This window comes from Mucilaginibacter phenanthrenivorans, from assembly GCF_024721155.1.
Lineage (GTDB): Bacteria > Bacteroidota > Bacteroidia > Sphingobacteriales > Sphingobacteriaceae > Mucilaginibacter > Mucilaginibacter phenanthrenivorans.
In genome coordinates this window covers 419503-445820 of the sequence record NZ_JAHVAP010000004.1, presented here as the reverse complement: position 1 = coordinate 445820, position 26318 = coordinate 419503, and the positions used below count along the sequence as shown (strand labels likewise).

Sequence of the window (26318 nt, the reverse complement as noted above, 5' to 3'; positions counted from 1 at the left end):
TGATTTAATGAATTATCTAGGTTAATTAATAGTAAGAACGTGTTATTTTGACATTGTCGTATTTGTCATAACTAGCTGTAAAATAACTTAATATGTCATAAAAATATCATAACATATTTGTTAAAACATGTAAAATTAAAACCAATTGGTGTTTTTGCAGTTTAATAATTATGAAAAAGATATTATTAAGTTTCGCCCTTATATCATTTGCTATATCGGCGTTCAGCCAAACAGCGCTTAAGCCTGTAAAAGTAGATAGCCTTGTTACTGTTTCGTTGCCTGCAGGCTTTCAGAAAAAGGATACCCTTGGCCAGCATATATATTCAGCAAACGGCTTATATGGTTTTATGACCGTTATAAATGCGCCTAACGAAAAGAATAACACACCTTTAAAAAAGGAAAATGACCTGAACAACGTATTAAAGAAATACATTGGCAGTATCCAGGCTCAATCAGGTAACAACGCCAGCGCCCAGCATGTACGCGACACCACGATTGGTACATTAGAGGCAAAAGTGTTTACCTTAAAAAATGATGATGGCAACGGCACCGTGCAGTTGGTAAACTTTACGCTGCTTTATACCCAGGATGCAACTTATACATTTGAATACGTGTATCCTGAAGAAAGAAAGGATGTTGTAAAGGATGAGTATAAGGCGTTTTCATCATCTATTAAACTTTCGCCTCAGTTGCAGCGTAATGACCAATATATTTCAAATGCTAAAGGCATGTCGCCCATTGTGCAAATAGGCGTATATGGAGGCGGCGCAGTAGTATTGTTATTAATTATTATTACCGTAGTACGTAGAAGAAAGAAACTGGCGATCAGCTAATTTCTGATCTTAAAAAACAAACCGATAAAGTCCTGGTCCGTAATGGCCCAGGACTTTTTTGTTTAAGACCTTTTCAGCAGGCCCTTGTTCCAGCTGCTTCGGTGTAAAAACTCTTTGCTGTCGATAAAGCTTATCCAGCAAACGGTAACTATTACGCCCAACACTGACCCCGCCATTACATCTTCAAAAAAATGCTCACTAAGATACATTCGTGAGTAACCAACAGCTATGGCAACTATCACCAGTAAAATTCCCCAATTTTTATTTTTCGCGAGGTAGGTGATCAGCACCCCCGCCGAAAAAGCGGTTACGGTGTGACCTGATGGAAAACTGTCGAACTGCAATAAATACACGCCTTTAACCACGTGTATTTGGCTCAGCCGTGCTTTGAACAGCAACGTTGGTCGCGGTGCATGGACAATATTTTTCACAAGTTGCGCTGTTAATGAGGTTAATGCATAGCTGGTCGCCATTAAAAAAGCTACACGATAATTAAAGAGTACCAGTATGGCGGATAGTGCGATAATGGTCCAGCCGTTGCCAAGGTCTGTCACAAACGGGGCTATAAAGTCGCCGAATGTGCTGTATATGCCGTTCACTGCAAAGTAGATCTCTTCCTTTGTAAAGAGAAATTTAACTACCAGGCATGCAACCAAAAAAACAAGATAAGGGATAAAAAATAGCCTGATTTGTTTTAAAACATCATTTATTCCTATATTCATCGTGCAAAGTAAGCATATCATTACTGAATGCAAAAAAATGGTTATGTTTACAATACCTGATCAAATTATTAAGAACTGATGTCGAAAAGTTTATTCCGTAAAAAATCTATTCACAAAATATTAACCGACGTAGCAAGCGGCTTTAGCGATGCAGAACATTCGGGTCATCTAAAAAAAGAACTTACAGTAAAAGATCTCACCCTTATGGGGATTGCCGCAGTAGTGGGTGCAGGGATCTTTTCAACCATCGGCCTTGCCTCATTTAACGGCGGCCCCGGCGTAACCATATTATTTGTACTTACAGCGGTAACGTGTGGATTTTCAGCATTGTGTTATGCAGAATTTGCCTCTCGCATCCCTGTTGCGGGTAGCGCCTATACTTATGCCTACGCTTCGTTCGGTGAGTTGATAGCATGGATAATAGGGTGGGACCTGCTAATGGAATATGCCATAGGCAACATAGCGGTGGCTATATCATGGAGCACTTACTTTGTAAACCTGCTGGAGGGCTTCCACATTCACATGCCGGAATACCTTACCACGGATTATTTTACCGCATTTAAGGCGCATGAAGAAGTACAGCGGTTAACCAGCATTCATCACCTTAACGAAATAACTGATGCGCTTAAACAGGGCGCTGCTGCATGGGCCAACGCCCCCGGTTTTGGCAGTTTCAGACTGATAGCCAATACCCCGGCATTGCTTATCGTGATCATAATAACTTACCTGGTTTATATTGGCATCCGCGAAACTAAAAAAGCCACCAACGCGATGGTGTTTTTAAAAATAGCTATCGTTATTGTGGTTATAGCTGTAGGCTTTTTTTATGTAACCCCGGCGAACTGGCATCCATTTATGCCTAATGGCTTCAAGGGAGTAATGAAGGGCGTATCAGGCGTGTTCTTTGCTTACATAGGTTTCGATGCGATATCAACCACGGCGGAAGAATGCCAAAGCCCGCAGCGCGATCTGCCCCGGGGGATGATCTATTCGCTGATAATTTGTACTGTACTTTATATATTGATTGCACTGGTGCTCACCGGTATGGTAAGCTATAAGGAACTTGCCGTTGGCGATCCGCTAGCTTATGTATTCACTAAATTGCACCTGACAGCATTGAGCGGGATCATATCATTCAGTGCAGTTATTGCTACCGCGAGTGTACTACTGATCTTCCAGCTGGGTCAACCACGCATCTGGATGAGCATGAGCCGTGATGGCTTATTGCCTAAGGCGTTCTCACGGATCCACCCCAAATACCATACACCATCATTTGCAACAATTGTAACCGGTTTTGTGGTTGCTATACCAGCCTTGTTTATGAACCTTACAGAGGTGACAGATTTGACAAGCATTGGTACCCTGTTTGCGTTTGTTTTGGTTTGCGGCGGGGTATTGCTATTGCCACGTGAAGCTGCTCAAAAGGGCCGTTTTCATCTGCCATATATCAATTCAAAATATATAGTTCCGGCCGTATTTATTATTGGTGTGTATTTTTTCAGGCATAACTTCATGGGTTTGTTCAGCGGTAACAATGCGCATGAAAACTTTCCGATGTTTTTGTTTATTATTCTTTCGGCTGTATTAACGGTGTTGTCGTTTGTGAAAAACCTTTCGCTTATCCCGGTACTTGGGTTGCTGAGCTGTTTTTATTTAATGACAGAACTAGGCTATACCAATTGGCTTAGATTTTTAATTTGGCTGATAATCGGATTGGTTATATACTTTACTTACGGATATAAGCATAGCCTGCTTAACAAGACACACGAAAGTTTGTAAACTTTATCAGCCTACAATTCCATAGCAAACGACATCCCTTTTACCCCATCCTGGTACATAGGCATCACCATAGTGTGCTTGCCTGCTTTGCTGGTATGGCTAAAGGCGTTTCTTACATAAGGATAAACTAAATATGCAGCCTTTGTAGAAAGGATGCCGAACCCAGCGCCTGCAACCACATCGCTAAACCAGTGGTCGCGGTGATACATGCGGAAAACACCTGTTGTAATTGCAAATGAATAAGCCACTATACCATAAACCGGTGATTTACCCGAATATTCCTGGGCTAAAAATTCTGCACCCATAAAGGCATTTGCAGTGTGGCCTGATGGAAAGGATAATTTATTGGCGTTATTGGGCCGCAGGCGATGCGTAGTGTTCTTTAAAATATAAACAGATCCGCCTGCAAACGCTGCTGAAAGGCCCAGCAGGGCAGTACGATCAATAAACCTGTTCTTGCCTTCAACACCAACCAGGTTTAACCCATAAACCATTGCAACAGGAGCAAACTGGAAGTAGCTTTCAATACTCCCGGAGGAATGCGGGTAGTACTTATTGAATCCGCTATTTACATAATAATCAAACCTGCGCACCGGGTGAAATACAAAGGAGGCTATTCCATAACCTACCAAAGCTGCAGGGAATATTAAGGCAGCAGTTTTACTATGCAAGTGCTGCACCGTATCGGGAGCGGTTGTGAGGTCCTTTTTGATAGTATCACCAAGTTTCTTTATGGTGGTATCAGTAACTTGTGCACCGGCCCTGAACGAAATAATACACAACAAAACAATTACTAGCTTTTTCAATGGCGGAAATTTGAATCTTAACAATATTTTATAGGTATAGTTTTTTCAAATAGGCAAAAAGTAGCGTAAGCCAGTTATAGTTAATTCAAACGGAACAAAAATATTACCTAAAACTGTAGTAATTCTGAATTAATATTGAGTTAACCTGGAAAACGATTGACTTGTTCCGTTAAGGCTGATAGTTTCGGGCTTGTTTTATATAATAACGGTCAAAGAAGAATGGGAATTACCAGCCTTCTTTGACCATTAAAATCTTCTGAATTAATGTACCCTGTGTATCTCTACAGTTTCAGGGGCAGCCAGCATCAAAGGCACTTTTTCAACAGTAACAAAGCTCAGATCGAGCCCGAAACCGCGTTCCTCCGACAGGCTTATCTTTTTTAGTATCTTATAATAACCCATTACAAAGCTCTCGTAGAAAGAAAGATTATGTGAGCGGGACAGTACCTTTTCGATAACCACAAACCTGAAATCACCTACAATTTTATGGCGGTTTAAAGATTTATACCTACTTGTAATATCAACCTCGCCCTTTTTAACAAGGTCTTCAACTACCTTTCTGAATAGCAGGTTTATCTGCTGCTCAACCCTGAACCCAAGTTTAAAGTCGATACGGATGAGTTTATTTGGCACCAATACATCAACCTCATATTCCTTTTTGTAGGGTTCATCAACCACGTCAACGTGCACCAGCCAATAAACATCGGCGCGTTTGGGTTGCTTTTGTAATATGGAGTAAATGATTTTCGACTCAATCTCCGAATTGAAGTTTGCGCTGGTTAAGTAAACCAGCTGCGAGGCATATTTAGGCACTGTTTCGTCATCACTTAACTCTTTGAGGATACTGAAATAATCCTCTATTTCTATAAACTTAACATAGCGATTGCGGATCCTGCGGGCAGTGTGCCATGTCCACATAATGGTGAATAAGAACAATCCAACGGATAATGTAAACCAGCCACCGTGCACAAATTTAACCAGGTTACCTGCAAGGAACGTTCCTTCAATAAGCAAATACACAACCAGGAATATGGCAACGATGTAGGTTGGTAACTTTTTACGACGCAGAAAGTTAGCCACAAGGATGGTGGTCATCAGCATAGCTACGGTAATACTCAAACCATAGGCAGCCTCCATATTGGCCGATTCCTTAAATAAAAGCACCACACCAACACAACCTGCACATAATAGCCAGTTTACACTCGGCACATATAGCTGACCCTTTTGTTCTGATGGATAGTTTATGCGCACCTTTGGCCATAAATTCAGGCGTACGGCTTCAGCAATAAGCGTAAACGAACCAGAAATTAAAGCCTGGCTGGCGATAACCGCAGCGACGGTAGCGATACCGATCCCGTAAATAAGGAACCATTCGGGCATGATCTCATAAAACGGATTGTGTAAGTTAAGATCCATTTGTTGGCCGTTGTGCTGTAAAAGCCAAACAGCCTGTCCAAGGTAGTTAAGCACCAGGCACGTTTTTACATAGATCCAGCTGATCTGGATGTTTTTACGGCCGCAGTGCCCCAAATCAGAATATAATGCTTCGGCCCCGGTGGTACACAAAAATACCGCACCTATAATTACTAAAGGATGAGCATGAGGGGCATGGCTTGTAAGCAATTGAAATGCATAATAGGGGTTTAGCGCCCTAAATATCGTAGGGGATTTGAAGATAAAGGAAAGTCCTAAAATCCCCATCATTGTGAACCAGATAAACATCATTGGCCCGAAAGCCTTGCCTACCAGTGAGGTCCCGAATTGCTGTATAATGAACAGGAAGATAATAATAGCGATCACAATAGGCATAGTCTCCAGGTGCGGGAACTTACCCTGCAGCCCTTCAATTGCCGATGAAATAGTGATGGGAGGCGTAATAATACCATCGGCAAGTAAAGCGCAACCACCGATCACTGCAGGTACAATAAGCCACTTGGCACGGCGGCGTACTAACGAAAAAAGTGAGAATATGCCACCCTCACCCTTATTGTCGGCCCGTAAAGTAATTACTACGTATTTTAATGTGGTTTGGAGGGTAAGTGTCCAGAAAATAAGGGAAACTCCTCCTAATATTAAAGTTTCTGAAATGGATCTATCACCAACAATGGCTTTAAATACATACAGCGGGGAAGTACCAATATCACCGTAAATTATTCCTAAACTTATTAACAGCCCTGCGGCAGTTAATTTTTGCAGATCTTTATGATTCGACACTTTATACTTTCAAAAGCCCAAAAGTATTAAAAATTACAATTAAGTGATTAAATAATAAATATTAGCAAAAGAAAAGCTAAATTTATGGCAGGATTAAACCTTTGACTGTTAAATTTTGTTAAAATGTATAATAATTGCGGTGTGTATTTAAGCTGATGACAGCTTTATTTATACTTTTGTAAATAATAAAAAGCATGAGGCGAAATTCTACTTATAAAAAACAATGGATCATAATAATTGCGATAGCAATCTTTATGAATTTCGCCTTTTCGGATGCTATGAGTTTTCAAAAAACTGATACGAGCATTCTGCATTTACTAAAACCCCGCGCAAGCAAAACACCTACATTTAAAAGCACACTTCATTTAGTATTGCCGCCGATAAAACCGGCCGTTATTTCAACTACCAAACTAAGTGTTGTAAAATCTGATGATAAGCTGCTGTCAAACGTACAGGTGTATCCCAACCCGGTTACAGATCAAATTAACCTTAAGTATGCTATATCCCGCTCATCGGGTGTCACTATAAAGATTATGGATGTACTGGGCAATGATATTTTTACTTTGTTTAACCAAAGGGTTGAACCTGGTCAGCAAGCCTTCTCATACTCTATCACCAATAAATTAAACCAGGGCTTCTACTTTGTCCGCATTGTAGCCGGTACCGAATCGGTAATTAAAAGGATCTCGGTTATTCCTAACTGAGACTAAGATTTTTTGGATTTGTAGGATTTAGAAGATAAGAATTGTTCGATTCTAATCGTTACCTTTATATAACTACTCAAGTTATGGATATTGAATTAAAACAAAGGATAGCAGAAAGGATCATTCAGAGCGATGACGATTTTTTACTTAATGAAATTAAGTCATTGGTAGGATTGTCAGACAATGATTTTTGGAATGATTTGCCTGCACAGGTGAAGAGTGCTATCAATGAAGCAAAAGATCAACTTGACAGAGGTGACGGGATTCCGCATGACGACGTAATGACTGAAATGAAAAGCCGTTTTATTGGAAGGTAATGTCTTCGTATTCTATAATCTGGTCGCCCAAGGCCAGGATAACCTACACGCATACGCTTGAATATCTTTATGAAGAATGGACAGAAAAGAATTAAAAGCTTTTATGCACCGAACTGAAGAGGTTATCAAGTACATATCCAACAATCCTCAATTATATTCCTAATTCTAAAGAAGCCAACGCTTACAAATGTGTTGTTGTGAAACAAGTTAGTTTGTTTTATAGGATAAAATCAAATCACATTGAACTTTTAGTGTTTTGGGATAATCGCCAGAATCCTGAGAAACTTGCTCTTTAAGCTATATCTAATTCGATTTTTAAATTTTTACTCCTAAAATCTTTTTATCCTACAAATCTTAGTTTAATTTCGGCATTATGAAGATAATTGCCATTGGCCGCAACTATGCCGAGCATGCCAAAGAGTTAAATAACCCTATTCCGGGTGTTCCGGTGATATTTATGAAGCCGGAAACAGCACTGCTGAAAGAGAACAAGCCATTTTATCATCCTGATTTTTCGGAGGATATCCACCACGAGATTGAGATCGTAATCAAGATCAGTAAAGAAGGTAAGCACATTAGTGAGCAATTCGCGCAGAATTACTTTGAAGAAATTGGTCTTGGTGTTGATTTTACCGCCCGCGACATTCAATCAAAGCATAAGGAAAAAGGGCTGCCCTGGGAACTTGCAAAGGCGTTTGACAATTCGGCTCCTATCAGTTCATTTGTCCCAAAATCGCAATTTGCTGATCTGAAAAACATCAATTTTAAGCTGGATGTAAACGGCGAAAACAGGCAAACCGGCAATACTTCGTACATGTTATTTTCGTTTGAATACATCATTGCCTTTGTATCAAAATACATCACCCTAAAAAAAGGCGACCTTATTTACACCGGAACACCGCAAGGCGTTGCCAAAGTAAATGTAGGCGACAGACTGGAAGGTTATATTGAAGATGTAAAGATGCTCGATTTCTACGTGAAGTAGGGGGAAGTCCGAAAGTCCGAAAGTCCGTAAGTCAGTAAAGTCCGTAAGTCGGAAAGAGAATCAATTCGAAATTCCGGAACAGTAATCAAGTATGATCAAGAAATTTATAGTGCCCCTAATTGTTTTATGCTGTTTTTGTTTTAGTGTGTTTGCACAAGGCCCTATCCAAAGTCAGCCATATCCTCAAAGGTTTTTTCGCTATCCGCTCGACCTGCCGCCGTCTACCGCCGGTTCGTTTGGCGAATTAAGGGGAGCTCACTTTCATTCAGGTTTGGATTTTAAAACCAACCAGCAAACCGGTTACCCGGTACATGCTGCTTATGATGGTTATGTTTCGCGTTTGCGCATCCAGTTTGGCGGATTTGGGCATGCTATCTACATAACACATCCCAACGGTTTTACAACAGTTTACGGGCACATCAAATCGTTTAGCCCGGCGATGGAAAAGCTGATTCGAGATGAGCAATACAAACAGCAAAATTTTGAAGTTGATTTTAAGCTCGATCCGCTACAGCTACAGGTTTGCCAGGGCGAGGTGATTGCTATTTCAGGAAATGAAGGCGCGTCTGCAGGTCCGCATTTGCATTTCGAGATCAGGGATACCCAAACCGAAGAAACAATTAACCCGCAATTGTTTGGTTTAACTATTCCGGATAAGGTGCCGCCGACCATCTCCGCTATCAGTATTTATCACGTGGACGGTAGTCCGTTTACCGAAAAAACGCCACGGCAATTTTTTGCCGTAACAGGCAATAACGGTAACTATCATTTAACAAAGCCCCAGGTAATTAATTTGAATGGCCAAATCGGGTTCGGCATAATCACAACGGATATGAACAGCGTATCTCCAAATCATAACGGAATCTATTCGTGTGAATTGAAGGTGGATGGAAAAACGGTTTATACATTCGCTGTTGAGCGTTTCGCATTCAACCAAACACACGCCATAAACGCCTATGTTGATTATCCTGAATTATTGAAAACACACAGGTGGTTTCAAAAGTGCTTCATATTGCCCGGCAGTAAGATCTCGCTTTACCCGCAATCAATAAATCGCGGCCTGGTTACATTTAATGATGATGCCATGCACGATGTTGAATATGTTGTAAAGGATATAGCCGGAAACACATCTACATTAAGTCTGAAAATTAAATCGAGTATTGCGTCCGTTAACCAAACGGTTTTAAAGCCCGCCGGGAATTTGTTTCGTTACGACAAGGTAAATGAGTTTAGCAACGACAAAGTTCGGGTACGTGTTAACCCGGGGAACCTGTATGATGATATAGATTTCACTTATTCGACACTACCGGAAAGACCGGGGACATATTCGGCCATTCATCGCATCCATAACAAATATACGCCTGTTCATGAAAACTTTGACCTTTGGATAAAGCCCGACAGCACCATTGGGAAATTTGCTGATAAAGCGGTAATTGTAAGTACCGAAGGGGCCTGTTATAGCGGCACGTACCAGGATGGGTATATTAAGGCACAGCCCACCTTATTTGGCGATTTTTATATAAAGCTGGATACCGTAGCTCCGGTTATTGTGCCCATTAATATCAGGAACGAAGCTAATCTTGCAGCCGCAAAAACTATTTCATTCAGAATAGGGGATAACCTGTCGGGTATTAAAACTATCGCGGGGAAGATCGACGGTAAATGGGTTTTGATGGTGTGGGATTTTAAAAGTAAAATATTAAATTATAGCTTTAATAGCGATATTGCGCATGGTAAACATATTTTCGAATTAACTGTTACCGATAACAAAAACAACAGCAGATACTTTTCTGCTGCTTTTAACAGATAGCAATGGCAACACTTACAGCAGGCGACAAGGCCCCGGATTTTACAGCTAACGATCAAAATGGTAAAACGGTTTCTTTATCAGACTTTAAGGGAAAAAACGTGATCCTTTATTTTTACCCGAAGGACGATACCCCAGGTTGCACCGCAGAAGCGTGTAGCTTCAGGGATAACTACCAGGCGATGCTTGGCCAGGGTTTTGAAGTGATAGGTGTTAGTACCGACGACGAAAAATCGCACAAAAAATTTGAAACAAAATATAGCCTGCCGTTTCCGCTGATTGCTGATACTGATAAGGCTATTAATGAAGCTTATGGCGTTTGGGTAGAGAAGAATATGTATGGCAAAAAATATATGGGCACTGCACGAAAAACATTTATTATAGGCCCTGATGGTACCATAAGCCATATACTTGATAAGGTTGACACTAAAAATGCAACCAAGCAGGTGCTTGATCTGTTGCAATAAAGCCTCACCCAACCCTCTCCAAAGGAGAGGACTTAAAATATAATAGGAAAAATAGTAATATTGCTCCTGTAAATAATAAGCAGTTAATAAAGATTTAAGTTTAATTATTTGTTACATGCCAAAAGAGGTTGACGACGCAGAGATATTAAGCAAGTTCCAGGATGAGAAAACCCGGAATGAGGCATTTAACATGCTGCTGAAAAAATATCAGCAAAAGATATACTGGCACGTGCGGCGCATGGTAATTGATCATGACGATGCCGATGACCTGGTACAGGATGTATTTATAAAGGTTTGGAAAAACCTGGCCGGCTTCAGAAGCGACGCGCAGCTTTATACCTGGATGTACCGTATAGCCACCAATGAATGCATTACCTTCCTGAATAAGAAAAAGCAAAAAAATAATATATCGCTTGATGATGTAGCGTATGAATTGGCTGACACTCTAGCCGACTCTACATACTTTAATGGCGATGCTGCACAACGTAAATTACAGGAAGCCTTACTAACCCTGCCCGAAAAGCAAAAACTTGTATTCAATATGAAATATTATGAGGATATGAAGTACGAGGAGATTTCGCAGGTTTTGGGTACCAGCGTTGGCGCATTAAAGGCTTCCTTTCACCTCGCGGTAAAGAAAATAGAAGCCTACTTAATTGGTAGAGATTAATTTTAAATAATTTTAAACCTTTTGAAAATTATTCCATCTATACAACAGATATGAAGAGTGAAATGGAAAATAAAGATTGGCTGAACGAATACATGTCACTGAAACAGATTAATCCTGCTAATCCGTTTACAGTGCCAGCCGGTTATTTTGACGACCTCGGAGATCGGATTGTAGCGTTGAAGAATTTAGAAGAATTAAAAGATGATGAGCTAACAGGCGGTTTTGAGGTTCCTGCAAATTATTTTGAGGAGTTAACCGGTAACATACAGAGCAGGATAGCAATAGAGGAAGCTTTAAATACTGATGAGCATGGGTTTACTGTGCCCGAAGGTTATTTTGAAAATCTGCAGCAGCAGATTCAAAGCCGCGTTTTTATTGAGGAGGCGTTAGGAGAGCCTGCGGAACAGTTTACTGTTCCCGAAGGCTACTTTGATACCCTCAGTAAAAATATTTTAGATAAAACGGTTAACGCCAATGCTGTTAAAAGCATGGGGATAGTTAGGAAGATGTATACTTCCAACTTCTTTAAGTATGCTACTGCCGCTTGTATTGCGTTGGCTTTATGCGGTGGGATATTATTAAGTGAGCTTACAGGATCAGTTATTGAGCATAAGGGCACTTTTTTACATAAGGAGTTGTCAGGTGTTTCGGCAGATGACATAAAGAATTACCTGGAATTAAACGCTGATCCTTCAGATACTCAGCAATCAGTTGCCGCTGATGATGCGAATATTGACGATCAGAGTTTAGAAAATGCCTTGCGAAAAGATTTGAATAACGAGCAGTAATAAATTTAGATGAGTAAGCTGATAAGGTTTGTTTTCGGTATAATAATTATGGTGTTCATTAGCTTTACGGGCTATGGGCAGCGCCGTGTACTTGTGCCGGTGCAGCCATATAATCCGGCGCAGCGGCCTGTTGAGCGGTACAATCAAAGGCCGACAGTTGTAAAACAGGCTAAACCTGCCGGTGGACGAAAGATCCAGGCTGTTAAGGAAAGTTTTATAAGCCAGCGGCTGAAACTTACCAATGATGAGGCAAAGGCTTTTTGGCCCCTATACCGTAAATATAACGAGGAACTTACCGCCGTGCGCATTCTCAAACGGATAAACAATTCCAGTTCCACAGCTGATGGCGCCAAACAGGTTGAACAGGACCTGCAGTATGAAAGTCAGCTTGTAGAGATCAAAAGAAAATACCGCGATCAATTTTACAAGATTTTACCTCCCGAAAAAGTAAGCATCCTGTACAAAAGCGAGCGCGAATTTAATGACGAAGCGCTCAAGATCCTGAGCGAACGCAGTGTGCGAGCAGGGGATTAGTCATTAGTCATTAGTCATTGGGTCATTGGTTTTGTGGAGATCGTGGATTCGATTGTCACTAATTTTGAAGTTGACTTTTGACTCTGAACTTGAGACTAAAGACTTACCTTTGCACCATGCCCACCCTGCGACAACTTTTCTTAGCTAATAATGCACAAACCACTGATTTTCCGTTGCTGCTTGAGTTTGAGCGGGCAGAGGGAATTTATATGTATGATGCGGCCGGGAAAGCTTTTATTGACCTGATATCGGGTATTGGTGTAAGCAGCCTGGGCCATGGAAATCCATACGTTATTAATGCGATAAAAGACCAGGTGGATAAGTATATGCACCTGATGGTTTATGGCGAATATGTGCAAACACCCCAGGTACGGTTTGCTGAAAAGTTAGTTTCGTTATTACCGGATCATTTACAATCGGTTTATTTTACCAACTCGGGTGCGGAAGCCGTTGAGGGGGCATTGAAGCTGGCCAAGCGTTTTACCGGTCGGCAGCAAATAGTTGCTTGCCATAACTCCTACCACGGCAGCACACATGGCGCTTTAAGCGTAATGGGGAACGAGGACTTTAAACAAGCCTACCGCCCACTTTTGCCGGGTGTTAGTTTTATAAGATTTAATGAGCCCGCAGATCTTGAATTGATAACCGTTGAAACCGCTTGTGTTATTATCGAGACGATACAGGGTGAGGCGGGTATCCGGGTGCCTGATGCAGCTTATATGCAGGCATTGCGTTCACGCTGTAATGAAACCGGTACGCTACTGATTTTGGATGAGATCCAGGCGGCTTTTGGCCGTACGGGCAAATTATTTGCTTTCAAACACTTTGATATTAAGCCGGACATCTTATTGCTGGCAAAAGCCCTGGGAGGGGGGATGCCGGTTGGCGCCTTTATCTCATCAAACAAAATAATGGGCGCGTTAAAAGAAAATCCAATTCTCGGGCATATTACTACATTCGGTGGTCACCCGGTATGTTGCGCTGCAGGATTGGCGGCGCTCGAGGTTTTACTTAATGAAAGGCTGATTGATGGGGTTGCTGAAAAGGAAGCCCTGTTTAAAAAATTGCTCGTTCACTCTGCAATTAAGGAAGTAAGAGGTAAGGGCCTCATGCTTGCCGCAGAATTTGAAAGCTTTGAGCTGGTAAAGAAAATTATTGACCACTGTATTGAAAACGGTGTAATAACCGACTGGTTTCTACATTGCAGCAACTCCATGCGTATCGCACCGCCTTTGGTAATTAAAACGCAGGAAATTGAAAAGGCTTGTGAGGTTATTTTGGAAGCGGTGGACTTCTACTGCTAAAGCATGCATTATATAATACCTCTGTGCGGAGCAAAAAACCGTGATTTAAATCGTATCTTGGCGAAAGAGCGCACCTTGTAATGGTGGTTCTGATATTCCCTCCATTTAAGTAAATACCATTTCGTAATTAGTGTGCTAACATTATTACCATCCCTGAATTATAGTTTGAGTTAAAATGGTATAATTTGTGATAACTATACTGAATATGCATCTAAACGGCCATTTAAAGGTCATATATGCATGTTGTTGAACAAAACTGCCCGCTTTTTAAGTCACAATTTTAAACAATTAATTAAACCAGGGGTTTTAAATATACATCTTCTACGTAAACATGAAAATAGCATACATATCAACCTATCCTCCCCGCGAATGCGGAATAGCGACATTTAATCAGAATTTAATGCGGGCCATAAATGCAAATTTCCCCGAAAGGAAATCGTTGCTGAACGGTGGTTTTGTTGTGGCTTTAAATGATTCTGAGAGCATGACGGAATATGAATACCCGGAGGAGGTTAAATATGTTATCAGGCAAAATCATCAAAAGGACTACATCCGTGCTGCTAATTATATAAACACCAGCAATGCCGATGTTTGTATAATGGAGCACGAGTTCGGAATTTATGGCGGTGAAAGCGGTATCTACATCCTGCCCTTGCTAAACCGGCTCGAAAAACCGTTAATATCTATCTTACATACTATTTTAAAGGATCCAAGCTATGTGCAGCGCATTATTATCAGGGAGATTGCGGAGCAATCATCAAAAATAATTGTGATGAGTAAGCGGGCGGTGGAGTTTTTAACTACCATTTATGATATACCTGCTGAAAAGATCCAGATAATTGAGCACGGTGTGCCTGACGTGGAAGCATCAAGCCCAAATCCTGTAAAAAGCCTAAGCCAGTTTAAGGGGCACCGGGTAATGTTGACGTTTGGTTTGATAAGCCGCGGCAAAGGTTTGGAGACAGTTGTACGGGCGCTGCCTAAAATTGTTGAAAACCATCCCGATGTGATGTATGTGGTATTAGGGAATACCCATCCCGGCGTAATAAAAAACTCCGGAGAAGAGTACAGGGATCACCTGAAAACCCTTGCTGCACAATTGGGTGTATCAAAGCATTTAAGCTTTATCAATAAGTTTGTATCAGAAGAGGAGTTGGTTGATTATCTTTCTGCAACAGATATATATGTTACGCCTTATTTAAACGAGGCGCAGATTACCAGCGGAACCTTATCGTACGCAGTAGGTGCGGGTGCGGCAGTTGTATCAACTCCGTATTGGCATGCCACTGAACTTTTGGCAAACAACCGCGGGCGTATGTTCGATTTTAAAGATGCTGAGGCGTTAGCCGAGATCGTAAACGAGCTGTTAGACCAGGAACGTGTGTTGAATGAACTCAAGCAAAATGCTTACGAATATGGCCTGCATTTACGCTGGCCCGTTATCGGATCTGAATTTATCCGGGTAGCACAGGAAGCAAGCGTAAACCACGATTTTAGCGATAAAATATTAAAGAATAGCATTGTCGATCCAGAGATAATGCCAAAATTCAGCCTAACCCATGTTTTGCGGTTAACGGACGATACAGGGATTGTTCAACATGCTAAATATGGGATCCCCAATTTAAAGGAGGGCTATTGTTTGGATGACAACGCCCGGGCGTTGATAATGGCGCTGATGGCTTATCAGCGCAGTAAAAGCCGCGAAGCATTTGAACTTTTGCCGATCTACCTCAGCTATATTCACTATATGCAAACCGAAGATGGCAACTTTCGCAACTTCCTGAGCTTTGACCGCCGGTATTTGGATGAAATAGGATCGGAGGATTCGTTTGGCCGTACCATCTGGTCGCTTGGGTATTTGATAGATTGTTCATCAAGTAATTCATACCGTGAGTTTGCTACGGAGATCTTTCATAAATCGTTCCCTCATTTTAAAACCTTAAAACATTTAAGGGGAATGGCAAATACCATAATTGGGATAAGCCTTTATTTAAAGGCATTTCCGGGGGATGATGGGATGATCAGGGAAATGATCAATTTAACCCAACCCCTGATTGACGCTTATGACCATCACCAAAGTGAAGACTGGCAATGGTTTGAAGAGAAAATGACCTATGATAATGCCATATTGCCTTTGGCCCTGCTTCATTCCTGCGAAATTACAGGGAACGACAAGGTAAAGGAGGTTGCCTTAAACACAATGGCATTTTTAGATAAGCTAACCCTATCAAACGGTTATCTGAGCCCTGTTGGTAATGACGGCTGGTATTATAAGGGTGGTACATTCCCAACATTCGATCAGCAGGCTATCGAAACTATGGCTATGGTGCTGATGCATTTCCAGGCTTATACCACATTCAAGAAGCCCCAATATATCGAGAAGATGTTTTTAAGTTACAAATGGTTCCTGGGCGAAAATACTTTGCGGGCTCCGCTTTATGATCATGAGACAAAGGGTTGTTGCGACGGTTTGCTGCCAACGGGGATAAACCGCAACCAGGGAGCCGAAAGTACGCTTGCGTATTTGATTTCGCACCTAACTGTATTGAAGGCATTTGAGCATGAGTATGAATATAATAAACCGGGGCAACATGTTTCACTATCGTTTTAAATGAGGGTCGCTATATTAGCCCCAGTTGCCTGGCGGACGCCGCCAAGGCACTATGGCCCGTGGGAGCAGGTGGCCTCGAATATTGCAGAGGGTTTGATCAAACTTGGAATAGATGTTTCTCTTTTTGCTACCGGCGATTCAATTACCAACGGTAAGCTGTTTTCTGTTTGTGAAAAAGGATACGAAGAGGACAGGAACCAGGATGCTAAGGTTTTGGAATGCCTGCACATCAGTAATTTGATGGAAAGGGCCGGCGAGTTCGACATTATCCACAATAACTTCGACTTTTTGCCGCTTACCTATTCGGGGCTGATAAAAACACCGGTAATTACCACCATTCATGGTTTTTCGTCCCCGAAGATAATTCCGGTTTATAAAAAATATAACGCGATTGGTCATTACGTATCCATTAGCAATTCAGACCGGAGTGCAGAACTGGACTATATCGCCACCGTTTACAATGGTTTGAATGTTGAACAGTTTGAGTTTAACGATAAGCCTGAAGATTACCTATTGTATTTAGGCAGGATCCACCATGACAAGGGTACTGCCGAGGCGATAGAGATCGCCCAAAAAAGTAAACGGAAATTACTGATTGCTGGCTTAATACAGGATGAGAATTATTTCAACGAAAAGGTTAAGCCGCATTTAAGTGAAGATATTCAATACCTCGGCAATGCCGAACCAGTTAAAAGAAATCAGCTTTTACGGAATGCCGCCGCACTTTTGCATCCCATAAATTTTAACGAGCCATTTGGCATGAGCGTAGCTGAGGCCATGCTTTGCGGTACCCCCGTTATTGCCTTTAACAAAGGCTCGATGCCGGAATTGATAAGGCATGAAGAGACGGGTTTTTTGGTAGATAATATAGATGAGGCGGTCGAAGTCGTCAATAACCTGGCAAAAATAGAACGACAGGATTGCAGGGATTGGTCTGAAAGTCAATTTTCCAGCGATAAAATGGTGGCGGATTATTTAGAATTGTATAAGCAAATCCTATCACGTTAGGGCTGTTTTACACGCCCGACTTATCTGTTTCTTTTTTATCAGCTATTAATTTGGCAATAAGTTCATTCATATCCACCTCGGCAAATGCGGTTGAAGAATCGGACACACCATAAGGAATGATCAATTTACCATTATGCACAATAGAGCCACAGGAGTATAACACATTAGGCACATACCCTTCGCGTTCATCACTGTTGGGGATCAGCAAGGGTTCCTTTAGTCGCCCTATTTCAACTTCAGGATCATCTAATTTTAGTAAGCTGGCGCCAAGTACATACCTGCGCATAGGGCCCACGCCGTGAGTTATCATTATCCAGCCATGTTCGGTTTCTATTGGCGAGCCGCAATTTCCTATCTGGATAAACTCCCAGCTAAATTTAGGTTGTTGCAGCTTGATGGGTTTTTCCCAGATATTAATCTTATCCGAGTACATGATGTAGTTGTTCCAGCCATCTATTCTTGATATCATGGCGAATTTGCCGTTTATCTTCCTTGGGAAAAGTGCCAAATTTTTGTTTTGTGCTCCGTTGCCATAAAGGGGCATTATCTTGAAATTATAAAAATCGTTGGTTTGCAACAGTTTCGGCATTATAAGCGAACCGTCATAGGCGGTATAGGTTGCGTAGTAAACTGTGCTGTCGTCGTCATTTTTAAAATGAACAAATCGCGCATCTTCGATACCCTTACGTTCGTATTCGGAGATTGGAAATATCACACGGTCGGAGATATCGGTGTCTAACGAAAATACAATTTCATAATAAGAGTCAGCCAGCCATAATACCTTATCGTATTCCAGCTTTTTCATATCCGTATCCTGCAGCTTTTGCGAATCGCTAATTATCCGGCGCAGGTTGGCATATTCAAAATGATGATCGAGTTTTGATTCCAGCTCATTTAAAACGTTGATATCGATTTGGGTTACCGCAGCTTTGTTAAAGAATAGTTTTTTATTATAAACAGCATTTCTAACTATTTCAGCCTCATCAATATAGCTGCCCGCAGGCAAAACAGTGATGTTGTTGGCCTGGTCAATTAGTGCCCGCCTGAATGTTATGGACGAAATGTGCCCCTCACCAACAGCCCTGAAGCTAATGATAACCCGTCTTTGGCCCTCCTGTAATTCAGTTTGATCGGGATCTTCAACTATCGACGGATTAAAAAAGGCCGCCGATTCAATAGAATATTCGTGCGTGAAATAAGACCCGATCAATAGTTTGCGGTATACCGTTAAGGAGTCATAATCTATGTCGAGTTCAGTAAAAAGAGGTTTTAGTTTGCTGCAATGCCTGTTCAACGCGCGCGTAATGTTTCGGTGTCGTTTTGAATACTCCTGCAACAGCGGTGATACTATGCCAAAAGCCATGTCTTCGCTGATATTCATAACTCGTTGAATCACCTCTTTGGCTCTGTCATTTCCATTAAAGAAAAACCTGGCAATTACACGTTTTGGATCTGGATTAATTCTTATTGGCTTGCGTTCAATGGAAAGTCTCATATTAAAAAAAGCATTTATACTGTAACACCACTGCATCAAAATTGATTGCGGCAATTTTACGATTAATTTAAGTTGTAACGGTTGTAGTTGTTGTAAAAGTTGTAAAGAGTAAAGTATGTTGGTGATGCTACAACACTTACAACCTTTATAACATTTACAACTTAATAAACCAAATTACTATCTTGCTTGCCGATGAACGTATTAATTGTAGAAGACGAAAAGGGCCTTGCGCTTGAAATTGACGAATTTTTAAGTCATGAAGGCTTCACTATTGAGCACGCGCACACCAAAAACGTGGCAAGCGAGAAGATTTTTGTTAACAACTACGATTTTATACTGCTTGATTTAACGCTGCCCGATGGCGACGGTTTTGATTTGCTGCAGATGCTAAAGGGTTTAAAGGACCGCGACGATGCAATAATTATCTTAACGGCCCGTGGAGCAGTCGACGATAAGGTACACGGCCTTGAACAAGGAGCGGATGACTACCTGGCAAAGCCGTTTTCGTTAAACGAACTGCTGGCCCGGATGCACGCAATAACCAGGCGCAAACACAAACTGGAGAGTAACGACATAACTGTAAAGGAATTTAGGATCAATATTCAAAATCGTACGGTACATTATAACCTGGAACGAATAAATCTGACCAAAAAAGAATTTGAGATCTTTAACTACCTGGTTCTTAATAAAAACCGGGTAATATCCCGTACAAATTTAACTGAACATGTTTGGGGCGATGTACTCGAAATTAACTCCGACTCGAACTTTGTTGATGTACATGTTAAAAATCTCAGAAAAAAACTATCCCAGTTTGAACCTATCGAGTGGTTTGAAACGGTGAGAAGTATAGGGTATAGGGTGAATATTTAGTTGTAAGAGTTAATAAGAGTTGTAAGAGTTAATAAGAGTTCTAGAGGTCGTAAGGGTTATGCTTGGAGAACCGAACATTTAAAAATCTTTACAACCTTCTACAACAACTACAACCTTTACAACCAACGACAATGAAACTACAAATAAAACTGGCTTTATACAATACGCTAACCAAGTTGGCGATTATTGTTTTTACAGGTTTGCTGATATTGTTTTCGTTGGAGAAGATCACCTATTCACATATATCGTTAAGGCTGAAAAATAAAAAGAACACGTTCATAAAAAACCTTTCCACAAAGGAAATTGGCCAGGTTCTCAGCCAGGAACAGACCTTCACCAATTACAATATTTTAAAGGAGGAGTATATATTTCTGAAGCAAATTCCCTATGAGGCTAGCCTGAAGCAAACTGAAAGCCTTAGCACGCAACGGCGCACCATAGAAAGAACAACCGACAATTACCTGATACTTACTTATCGGTTTAATTTTGAGAACCATAGTTACCTGCTCGAGATAGGCGATACCATGGACGCTGTGGTGCAGCTAAAACAAACCATTAAGGAGTTTACCTTATTGATGCTGGTGGTTGCCTTATTACTTACCCTTCTGATCGACTTAATTTTTACCAAATACCTGCTGGCTCCGTTTTATAAGATCATCGACAGAAAGCTGATAAAGGTAAATGACCCGATGAACTTTGATTATGAAAAAGTTAAAACCAGTACCCAGGATTTTGAGCTGCTTGATGACAGCATAAGTACCCTGATGAAAAAAATAGCCGATCTGTTTATCCTGGAAAAGCAATTTATCGCCAACGTATCGCATGAATTGCTTACGCCGATTTCAATTATCAGCTCGCGGCTGGAAAATGTTTTGTTGAACGAAGAATTAAAAGAGGATAGCGAAAACAAAATTTTTGCTTCGCTTAAAACATTAAACAGGCTAAAATCGATCATAAACAGCCTGCTTTTGATCTCAAAGGTTGAGAATAACCAGTTTAATAAAAATGATGAAGTGAAGATTGCAGATGTAGTAACCGAGGTTTTTAGCGAGCTGGAAGACAGGCTTGAAGATAAAAAGCTCGTTTTTAATAACAATATCAAACATTCATACACTATACTCGGTAATCATAGCCTCATTCATACCGTCATATTTAATATCATGAATAATTCTATTAAGTATAACCGGGAGGAGGGAAGTATAACTGTTGGGGATTATTTCAATGAAGAAGGATACGTCCTTGAAATTACCGATACAGGTACAGGAATGAGTGAACAGCAAATTGAAAAAGCCTTTAATCGTTTTGAAAAGCTGGACACAGATGAGCGTGAAAGCTACGGACTCGGGTTAGCTATTGTTAAAAGTATAACCGCTTTTCACGGGATTAAAATTCAAATTAAATCGGCCAGTAACAAGGGCACATCAATAAAACTTATTTTTAATTAGGGAACTTCACTAAATCTTCATAATAGCTGTGTTATTTTACCAACGAGTTTTAGTTCCTTTGTTACCCCTAATAAAAGCTGTTCTTAGAAAAAAGGACAGCTTTTTCTATATCATACTGTTCCGCTTAATGAGATATGATTTAAGCACATTGTTGTAGCCATCTTCAATATAAGCATCAATAATGTCAATATGATACTGCGCACACTTTAGTTCAAGCTGATGGCGGTAGTGCGCTAACGAAGTGATATAGGATTCACGTATTTTATTTGGATGTACCCGCACTTGTTCGCCGCTTTCTATATCAATAAATTGATGAGGGCGGTTATCGAAATTAAAATCAAGTTCGTGGTGCTTATCGTTCACGTTAAAAATCACCACTTCGTGCTTATTGTATTTTAGATGCTGAATGGCCGCGAATAGCGATTGCATTTTTTCGGGGTTGAGGCTATTCTCCAACATATCGCTAAAAAGAATGATCATTGAGCGCTGATGGATCTGCCCGGCCACCTGGTGCAACACCTGGGTGATGTTGGTAGTTGTATTTATTTTAGGATTATTGTATGCTTTTTCCAACTCGGCATACAGGTAAAATAAGTGGGACGAGGTTGATTTTACCTGGGTGATCATATCAGCCTTGTCGCTGAATAAGCATAACCCAAACGCGTCGCGCTGCTTTTTGAACAGGTACATGAGCGATGCTATAGCATAAATAGAAAACTGCAGCTTGTTGATTCCCTTATCCGGGAAATTCATTGACGACGAGGTGTCAAGTAGCAGGTAGCAACGCAGGTTGGTTTCCTCTTCAAACTGTTTCACAAACAGCTTATCTGTACGCGCTAAAAGTTTCCAGTCGATATTTTTTACAGATTCGCCATTGTTATACAAACGATGTTCGGCAAATTCAACAGAAAAACCGTGAAAGGGGCTTTGGTGCAAACCTGTTATAAAACCTTCAACCACCTGCCTGGCTAAAAGCTCCAGGTTGGCCAATTGTCTTATATGCTGATCGTCGTTAAGCATTCTTTTTGAATTTCACCGATTATAGGGAGATAACACCGATTATAGGGAGATAACACCGATTATACAGAGATTACACCGATTATAGGAAAATTACCCCGATTAACTGCATAGCGAATATAAAAAAATTGCACCGGTTAGTTTCCCAATCGGTGCAATCATTTTAATATCAGTGTAATTAAATAAATTAAACTAATTGCTTAGCTAATTTATCAGTAAGAACAGATTTTGGAACAGCGCCTATTTGTTTATCAACGATCTCGCCGTTTTTAAAGAACAATAGAGCTGGTATATTACGGATACCAAATTTTACTGAGATACCGGGATTATGGTCAACGTTAACTTTACCTACAACCGCTTTGCCTTCATATTCTTTTGCAATTTCTTCAACTACCGGGCCTACCATACGACAAGGACCACACCATTCGGCCCAAAAGTCGATTAATACCGGTTTGTCAGATTTAAGGACGAGTTCGTCAAAGTTTGCATCAGTTATTTCTAAAGCCATGATTTCTAAATTTTAATTTTTTGTATTACAAATATATACTATTCAAATAGCTTGCCGCAATTGTATCCATGACAATATGACAATTAAATTATCGCCAACCTGCCTAATTGGATTGTTTGAAACTGCGTTGACAATAGTATGAGTTTTTGATTGCAATTGTATGATAATAGGCTGCTTTTTTGGCGGGGATTGTTTTGAACGATGATCTACTGATTAAAGGGTTTGGGATTAAAAGCCCAAGCCAACGAAATTTCTCACATCTCACATCTCACATCTCATTACTATCCCCTACATTTGAACCATGAGCATTGTTGTTGAATCATTAACCAAAGTTTATGGGGTGCAAAAGGCGCTTGATGGGATTAGCTTTAGCGCCAAACCGGGCGTTTTAGGTTTTCTGGGGCCGAATGGTGCAGGCAAGTCAACTACCATGAAAATACTTACGGGGTTTATTCCTCAAACTTCGGGTAAGGCTTCGGTATGCGGGTTTGATGTGGAAACGCAGGCCATAGATGTTAAGCGCAGCATAGGGTATCTGCCCGAGAGTAATCCTTTATACCTTGATATGTATGTAAAAGAATCGATGGAGTTTATTGCGGGGATCCATCAAATGAAATCGCCCCAAAAACGCATAGCCGAAATAATTGAACAAACCGGCCTTGGTCCGGAGCAGCATAAAAAGGTGGGACAATTATCAAAGGGTTACAGACAGCGCGTAGGCCTGGCACAGGCCATTTTGCACAATCCTGAAGTGTTGATATTGGACGAGCCTACTTCTGGCCTTGATCCTAACCAATTGATCGGCATTCGCCAGCTGATTCTTGATCTTGGTAAATCAAAAACAGTTATCCTTTCAACCCACATTATGCAGGAAGTTGAAGCTGTTTGTAATGAAGTAATTATTATCAATAAGGGCAAAATTGTAGCAAACGATACCCTTGATGGATTGAGAGGTAAAAATAAGGGCAAAACGCTGGAGAATATCTTTATCGATCTCACTAATGGCTAGTGCGATATCAATCTGCAAAAATTAACTGATATTAAGCTACTTGAAGGTGCTTCTCGGTCATGGTGCCCATAGGAACGGTAAACGAAAACTTAGTTCCATGACCCAGTTTACTGGTAACCCAGATCTTGCCGCTGCATTTTTCAACAAGGTCCTTACAAAACAACATTCCCATACCTGTACCCGACTCATTATTTGTACCGGCGAAACTATTTACCTTGCTTTTAAACAGTTTTCCAAGCTGTTCGTCGCTCATGCCTGTTCCGGTATCCTTTACCGAGATAATATAGTTGTGATCGTCTTGTTGAATGGCTGAAACTTCGATAATATCGCCCTGGCTTGAAAATTTAATAGCGTTGGTAATTAAATTACGAATAACAATGCGAATGGAATTCGGGTCGGCAGAAGCGACGGCATCCGAAGGTACATTATCAATAAGCGTAATGCCCTTTAGTTTGGCCTGCTCATAATAGCTTTCTGTTTCATAGGCAACAATATCCTTCAGATGGAAGCTCTTTGCCGAGCTTTCGAAATTGTCCATCTGGCTGTTGATCCAGAAAAGGAGCGTATCAAGGAAGTCGGAGGTATACTCAAGTTTTTTTAACACGCCGGGAATCATTTCCAACATTTGTTCGTGCGAAATAGTTTCATCCTGCAGCAGGCTGAATAAACCGCGTAATGTACTTAACGGCGCACGGAGGTCATGTGCCAGTACAGATATTAGTCTGTCCTTTAAAACATTCAGGTTGTTTAATTTTTGTGCCTGGTCATCGAGGTCGGACTTTTGTTGTAATACTTCACGATTCCTTTCTTCCAGCAATGTGTTTATCTTTTGCTGTTTGCGCTTTTGCCGGTAATACACAATTGAAACAGTTATCATACCTGCTATTATGGTTAAAAATACCGTATTGATCAGGCGTTGTTGTTTTATGCGCTGTTTGTAAGATTCATCACGTTCGCGGTTTTGCTGCTTAAGCGCACGTTCTTTTGAAGCAAAATCAAGCTCGAGATTGTTGGAGGTAAGCTTTTGAATACTTTCGTTATTATTAAGGCTGTCGCGCAGTTCGTTGTACCGCCTAAGCATTTTATATGCATCATCGAATCTACCCAGACCCGCTAATGTCTGGTTAAGTTGCAGGGCAGCATTTGAGCGTACAGTTAAATTCCGAAGGGTGCCCGCAAGTTTTTGTCCCTCGGTGGCATATTTATAAGCATTGGCAAAATCTTTTTGCAGGTTATACATCGTAGCCATGCCAATTAAAGCATAGGCCTGGTTATAAACAATTTTATACGTGCTTGCAATTTGCAACGATGTATCGAGGTATCTTTTTGCCAGCCCAAACTGATTTTTATGTGCATAACATAGTCCCAGGTCGGTATAAACTGAGCTCATGCCATCCTTATCATCTTGCTTTTTAGCAATGTTGATGGCTTTTGTTAGATGGACGATTGCCCTGTCATACTCTTTGTGAGCGATAAGCACTTCACCTATGTTTTCGTTGATCGTACCTACGCCATTGAGGTTTTTAATCCCTTTAAACAGACTTAGCGCTTTGCGATAATAATCAAGAGCCTTCGGATAAACTTCCATGCCCTGCAAAACAACGCCAATGTCGTTGTAAATAGCCGCAGAAGCACCTTTATCGTCGGCTTTAAGCGTTATGTAAAGTCCTTTATAATAATAATCAAGAGCAGTTGAATTTTGCCCCTCGCTAAAGTATACGATGCCTATATTTTTATAACAATCGGCAATTTCGGCATCGTTCTTTAATTTTACGTTTATATCAAGCGCCTGGTTCAGGTAATATAAAGCAACCTGGTATTTAGCCAATAGGTTATCCATGCGGCCATAAAGTTTATAGCAATAGGCCAGCCCGGGTAAATCATTTAGTGTTTTATAAATGGAAATAGCCTCATCAAAATCAAGTTGCGCCTGGGTGAACTTGCCCTTCGGAAAGTTTGCGCGCCCTGTTTGCACAAGGGCATTTGCTAAACCGGCTTTATAATTAATTTTCCTGGCGAGATCGATAGCCTTGTGGCCATAGTATAGCGTACTGTCCGGGTTTGAATCGAAATAGTTTACTGCAAGTTTGTTTAGCCTGTTTATGCTTATGGTATCAGGTTCCGACTGCCCGTTTAAAGACGAAGCAACTAATGTTTTTAAACTATCCACACGGCCCCTGTCGACCGCCGCGAATCCCGAAATGGAAATGAATAATAAAAGTAGGGTTATGTAAATCCTCAACGCCTGATGTTTTTTACCTGTAAATTATTATAACTGTAGCTGTTATACAGACATTTATACGTAACAGGAGGGAGGTTTTGTTCTGCTTTTTTTAAATTAACGTTAAATTATTTTCAAAAAATAAAACAACAAAAAAACCCGCTTCAAATTGATGAAACGGGTTTTTGTATAAATATCGGAACC

General features: G+C 40.8%; 23 protein-coding genes. 16 read left to right on the top strand and 7 right to left on the bottom strand.

Annotated features, from left to right (window positions below; translation table 11 throughout):
- The first annotated feature begins 170 nt into the window (after nt 1-170).
- Nucleotides 171-833 carry a hypothetical protein gene (locus KXD93_RS11500; protein WP_258137243.1) on the top strand — a complete coding sequence of 221 codons (663 nt, stop codon included), beginning with the start codon at nt 171-173 and terminating at the stop codon, nt 831-833.
- 62 nt (nt 834-895) lie between these two features.
- Here the strand turns inward: KXD93_RS11500 and KXD93_RS11495 are convergent, their stop codons facing one another.
- The gene (locus KXD93_RS11495) at nt 896-1555 is read right to left on the bottom strand and encodes a phosphatase PAP2 family protein (RefSeq protein WP_258137242.1); all 660 of its coding nucleotides are present in this window, start codon (nt 1553-1555) and stop codon (nt 896-898) included.
- Between the two features lie 78 nt (nt 1556-1633).
- Here KXD93_RS11495 and KXD93_RS11490 point away from each other — a divergent pair, with 78 nt between their 5' ends.
- Nucleotides 1634-3334, top strand: a complete 1701-nt coding sequence (locus KXD93_RS11490; RefSeq protein WP_258137241.1) for an amino acid permease — start codon at nt 1634-1636, stop codon at nt 3332-3334.
- An 11-nt stretch (nt 3335-3345) separates the two neighbouring features.
- On the opposite strand, the gene KXD93_RS11485 is transcribed toward KXD93_RS11490, so the two are convergent.
- Both KXD93_RS11485 and KXD93_RS11480 read right to left on the bottom strand, forming a co-directional pair.
- The gene (locus KXD93_RS11485; protein ID WP_258137240.1) at nt 3346-4140 is read right to left on the bottom strand and encodes a phosphatase PAP2 family protein; all 795 of its coding nucleotides are present in this window, start codon (nt 4138-4140) and stop codon (nt 3346-3348) included.
- A gap of 261 nt (nt 4141-4401) precedes the next feature.
- A complete protein-coding gene (locus tag KXD93_RS11480; RefSeq protein WP_258137239.1) occupies nt 4402-6354 on the bottom strand; it encodes a KUP/HAK/KT family potassium transporter in 1953 nt (650 codons plus the stop codon).
- Nucleotides 6355-6548: 194 nt separating this feature from the next.
- On the opposite strand from KXD93_RS11480, the gene KXD93_RS11475 reads away from it, so the two are divergent.
- The 11 genes from KXD93_RS11475 to KXD93_RS11425 all read left to right on the top strand — a co-directional run bounded on the left by KXD93_RS11475 (nt 6549) and on the right by KXD93_RS11425 (nt 17549).
- On the top strand, nt 6549-7058 hold the full coding sequence (locus KXD93_RS11475; RefSeq protein WP_258137237.1) for a T9SS type A sorting domain-containing protein: 510 nt from the start codon (nt 6549-6551) through the stop codon (nt 7056-7058).
- An 83-nt stretch (nt 7059-7141) separates the two neighbouring features.
- Nucleotides 7142-7375, top strand: coding sequence for a hypothetical protein (locus KXD93_RS11470; protein WP_258137236.1), 234 nt, complete (start codon nt 7142-7144; stop codon nt 7373-7375).
- 373 nt (nt 7376-7748) lie between these two features.
- Nucleotides 7749-8360 (top strand): fumarylacetoacetate hydrolase family protein, encoded by a 612-nt coding sequence (locus KXD93_RS11465; protein ID WP_258137235.1) that lies wholly within the window; start codon nt 7749-7751, stop codon nt 8358-8360.
- Between the two features lie 91 nt (nt 8361-8451).
- Nucleotides 8452-10170, top strand: coding sequence for a M23 family metallopeptidase (locus tag KXD93_RS11460; protein WP_258137234.1), 1719 nt, complete (start codon nt 8452-8454; stop codon nt 10168-10170).
- 2 nt (nt 10171-10172) lie between these two features.
- Nucleotides 10173-10634, top strand: a complete 462-nt coding sequence (gene bcp / locus KXD93_RS11455; RefSeq protein WP_258137233.1) for a thioredoxin-dependent thiol peroxidase — start codon at nt 10173-10175, stop codon at nt 10632-10634.
- A gap of 115 nt (nt 10635-10749) precedes the next feature.
- A complete protein-coding gene (locus KXD93_RS11450) occupies nt 10750-11304 on the top strand; it encodes an RNA polymerase sigma factor (protein ID WP_258137232.1) in 555 nt (184 codons plus the stop codon).
- A gap of 50 nt (nt 11305-11354) precedes the next feature.
- Nucleotides 11355-12092 (top strand): hypothetical protein, encoded by a 738-nt coding sequence (locus tag KXD93_RS11445; RefSeq protein WP_258137231.1) that lies wholly within the window; start codon nt 11355-11357, stop codon nt 12090-12092.
- Nucleotides 12093-12101: 9 nt separating this feature from the next.
- Nucleotides 12102-12626, top strand: a complete 525-nt coding sequence (locus KXD93_RS11440; RefSeq protein WP_258137230.1) for a hypothetical protein — start codon at nt 12102-12104, stop codon at nt 12624-12626.
- 116 nt (nt 12627-12742) lie between these two features.
- On the top strand, nt 12743-13930 hold the full coding sequence (locus KXD93_RS11435; protein WP_258137229.1) for an aspartate aminotransferase family protein: 1188 nt from the start codon (nt 12743-12745) through the stop codon (nt 13928-13930).
- Nucleotides 13931-14261: 331 nt separating this feature from the next.
- The gene (locus tag KXD93_RS11430) at nt 14262-16541 is read left to right on the top strand and encodes a glycosyltransferase family 4 protein (protein WP_258137228.1); all 2280 of its coding nucleotides are present in this window, start codon (nt 14262-14264) and stop codon (nt 16539-16541) included.
- Nucleotides 16542-17549: a glycosyltransferase family 4 protein gene (locus KXD93_RS11425; protein WP_258137227.1), complete on the top strand. Its 1008-nt coding sequence runs from the start codon at nt 16542-16544 to the stop codon at nt 17547-17549.
- Nucleotides 17550-17556: 7 nt separating this feature from the next.
- Here the strand turns inward: KXD93_RS11425 and KXD93_RS11420 are convergent, their stop codons facing one another.
- A complete protein-coding gene (locus KXD93_RS11420) occupies nt 17557-19044 on the bottom strand; it encodes a glycoside hydrolase family 130 protein (protein ID WP_258137226.1) in 1488 nt (495 codons plus the stop codon).
- Between the two features lie 192 nt (nt 19045-19236).
- Between KXD93_RS11420 and KXD93_RS11415 the strand changes: the two genes are divergently transcribed.
- A complete protein-coding gene (locus KXD93_RS11415; protein WP_258137225.1) occupies nt 19237-19914 on the top strand; it encodes a response regulator transcription factor in 678 nt (225 codons plus the stop codon).
- Between the two features lie 131 nt (nt 19915-20045).
- Nucleotides 20046-21359: a sensor histidine kinase gene (locus KXD93_RS11410; protein WP_258137224.1), complete on the top strand. Its 1314-nt coding sequence runs from the start codon at nt 20046-20048 to the stop codon at nt 21357-21359.
- A 105-nt stretch (nt 21360-21464) separates the two neighbouring features.
- On the opposite strand, the gene KXD93_RS11405 is transcribed toward KXD93_RS11410, so the two are convergent.
- Complete coding sequence (locus tag KXD93_RS11405; RefSeq protein ID WP_258137223.1) at nt 21465-22379, bottom strand: DUF58 domain-containing protein; 915 nt, start codon at nt 22377-22379, stop codon at nt 21465-21467.
- 184 nt (nt 22380-22563) lie between these two features.
- Nucleotides 22564-22884, bottom strand: coding sequence for a thioredoxin (trxA, locus tag KXD93_RS11400; RefSeq protein ID WP_252787942.1), 321 nt, complete (start codon nt 22882-22884; stop codon nt 22564-22566).
- Nucleotides 22885-23185: 301 nt separating this feature from the next.
- On the opposite strand from trxA, the gene KXD93_RS11395 reads away from it, so the two are divergent.
- Complete coding sequence (locus tag KXD93_RS11395; protein ID WP_258137222.1) at nt 23186-23893, top strand: ATP-binding cassette domain-containing protein; 708 nt, start codon at nt 23186-23188, stop codon at nt 23891-23893.
- A gap of 31 nt (nt 23894-23924) precedes the next feature.
- Here the strand turns inward: KXD93_RS11395 and KXD93_RS11390 are convergent, their stop codons facing one another.
- Nucleotides 23925-26135: a tetratricopeptide repeat protein gene (locus tag KXD93_RS11390; RefSeq protein WP_258137221.1), complete on the bottom strand. Its 2211-nt coding sequence runs from the start codon at nt 26133-26135 to the stop codon at nt 23925-23927.
- Nucleotides 26136-26318: the final 183 nt, after the last annotated feature.

What these genes read in the sequence shown, in the direction of transcription:
- KXD93_RS11500 (WP_258137243.1), top strand. Translation starts at nt 171, where the DNA reads ATGAAAAAGATATTATTAAGTTTCGCCCTTATATCATTTGCTATATCG.
- KXD93_RS11495 (WP_258137242.1), bottom strand. Translation starts at nt 1,555, where the DNA reads ATGAATATAGGAATAAATGATGTTTTAAAACAAATCAGGCTATTTTTT.
- KXD93_RS11490 (WP_258137241.1), top strand. Translation starts at nt 1,634, where the DNA reads ATGTCGAAAAGTTTATTCCGTAAAAAATCTATTCACAAAATATTAACC.
- KXD93_RS11475 (WP_258137237.1), top strand. Translation starts at nt 6,549, where the DNA reads ATGAGGCGAAATTCTACTTATAAAAAACAATGGATCATAATAATTGCG.
- KXD93_RS11470 (WP_258137236.1), top strand. Translation starts at nt 7,142, where the DNA reads ATGGATATTGAATTAAAACAAAGGATAGCAGAAAGGATCATTCAGAGC.
- KXD93_RS11465 (WP_258137235.1), top strand. Translation starts at nt 7,749, where the DNA reads ATGAAGATAATTGCCATTGGCCGCAACTATGCCGAGCATGCCAAAGAG.
- KXD93_RS11460 (WP_258137234.1), top strand. Translation starts at nt 8,452, where the DNA reads ATGATCAAGAAATTTATAGTGCCCCTAATTGTTTTATGCTGTTTTTGT.
- bcp (WP_258137233.1), top strand. Translation starts at nt 10,173, where the DNA reads ATGGCAACACTTACAGCAGGCGACAAGGCCCCGGATTTTACAGCTAAC.
- KXD93_RS11450 (WP_258137232.1), top strand. Translation starts at nt 10,750, where the DNA reads ATGCCAAAAGAGGTTGACGACGCAGAGATATTAAGCAAGTTCCAGGAT.
- KXD93_RS11445 (WP_258137231.1), top strand. Translation starts at nt 11,355, where the DNA reads ATGAAGAGTGAAATGGAAAATAAAGATTGGCTGAACGAATACATGTCA.
- KXD93_RS11440 (WP_258137230.1), top strand. Translation starts at nt 12,102, where the DNA reads ATGAGTAAGCTGATAAGGTTTGTTTTCGGTATAATAATTATGGTGTTC.
- KXD93_RS11435 (WP_258137229.1), top strand. Translation starts at nt 12,743, where the DNA reads ATGCCCACCCTGCGACAACTTTTCTTAGCTAATAATGCACAAACCACT.
- KXD93_RS11430 (WP_258137228.1), top strand. Translation starts at nt 14,262, where the DNA reads ATGAAAATAGCATACATATCAACCTATCCTCCCCGCGAATGCGGAATA.
- KXD93_RS11425 (WP_258137227.1), top strand. Translation starts at nt 16,542, where the DNA reads ATGAGGGTCGCTATATTAGCCCCAGTTGCCTGGCGGACGCCGCCAAGG.
- KXD93_RS11420 (WP_258137226.1), bottom strand. Translation starts at nt 19,044, where the DNA reads ATGAGACTTTCCATTGAACGCAAGCCAATAAGAATTAATCCAGATCCA.
- KXD93_RS11415 (WP_258137225.1), top strand. Translation starts at nt 19,237, where the DNA reads ATGAACGTATTAATTGTAGAAGACGAAAAGGGCCTTGCGCTTGAAATT.
- KXD93_RS11410 (WP_258137224.1), top strand. Translation starts at nt 20,046, where the DNA reads ATGAAACTACAAATAAAACTGGCTTTATACAATACGCTAACCAAGTTG.
- KXD93_RS11405 (WP_258137223.1), bottom strand. Translation starts at nt 22,379, where the DNA reads ATGCTTAACGACGATCAGCATATAAGACAATTGGCCAACCTGGAGCTT.
- trxA (WP_252787942.1), bottom strand. Translation starts at nt 22,884, where the DNA reads ATGGCTTTAGAAATAACTGATGCAAACTTTGACGAACTCGTCCTTAAA.
- KXD93_RS11395 (WP_258137222.1), top strand. Translation starts at nt 23,186, where the DNA reads ATGAGCATTGTTGTTGAATCATTAACCAAAGTTTATGGGGTGCAAAAG.